This window comes from Riemerella anatipestifer (genome assembly GCF_009663465.1).
Lineage (GTDB): Bacteria > Bacteroidota > Bacteroidia > Flavobacteriales > Weeksellaceae > Riemerella > Riemerella anatipestifer_C.
Genome location: NZ_QXHU01000023.1, coordinates 1 through 714 on the forward strand (window position 1 = coordinate 1; position 714 = coordinate 714).

Genomic DNA, 714 nt, shown 5'->3' on the forward strand with positions numbered 1-714 from the left:
GGTTCAGAGACTAAGCGAAAGTGATAAGTTAGCCACCTGGGGAGTACGACCGCAAGGTTGAAACTCAAAGGAATTGACGGGGGCCCGCACAAGCGGTGGATCATGTGGTTTAATTCGATGATACGCGAGGAACCTTACCAAGGCTTAAATGGGAATTGACAGCTGTAGAAATACGGTTTTCTTCGGACAATTTTCAAGGTGCTGCATGGTTGTCGTCAGCTCGTGCCGTGAGGTGTTAGGTTAAGTCCTGCAACGAGCGCAACCCCTGTCACTAGTTGCCATCATTAAGTTGGGGACTCTAGTGAGACTGCCTACGCAAGTAGAGAGGAAGGTGGGGATGACGTCAAATCATCACGGCCCTTACGCCTTGGGCCACACACGTGATACAATGGCCGGTACAGAGGGCAGCTACACTGCGAAGTGATGCAAATCTCGAAAGCCGGTCTCAGTTCGGATTGGAGTCTGCAACTCGACTCTATGAAGCTGGAATCGCTAGTAATCGCGCATCAGCCATGGCGCGGTGAATACGTTCCCGGGCCTTGTACACACCGCCCGTCAAGCCATGGAAGCTGGGGGTACCTGAAGTCGGTGACCGTAACAGGAGCTGCCTAGGGTAAAACTAGTAACTAGGGCTAAGTCGTAACAAGGTAGCCGTACCGGAAGGTGCGGCTGGAACATCTCATTTTAGAGACTCATTTGGAGTATAAACAAAAA

1 rRNA gene is annotated in these 714 nt (G+C 51.3%); it reads left to right on the top strand.

Annotated features, from left to right (window positions below):
- Positions 1–685: ribosomal RNA gene (locus D1003_RS10980) — 16S ribosomal RNA — on the top strand; the annotation flags it as partial.
- Positions 686–714: the final 29 nt, after the last annotated feature.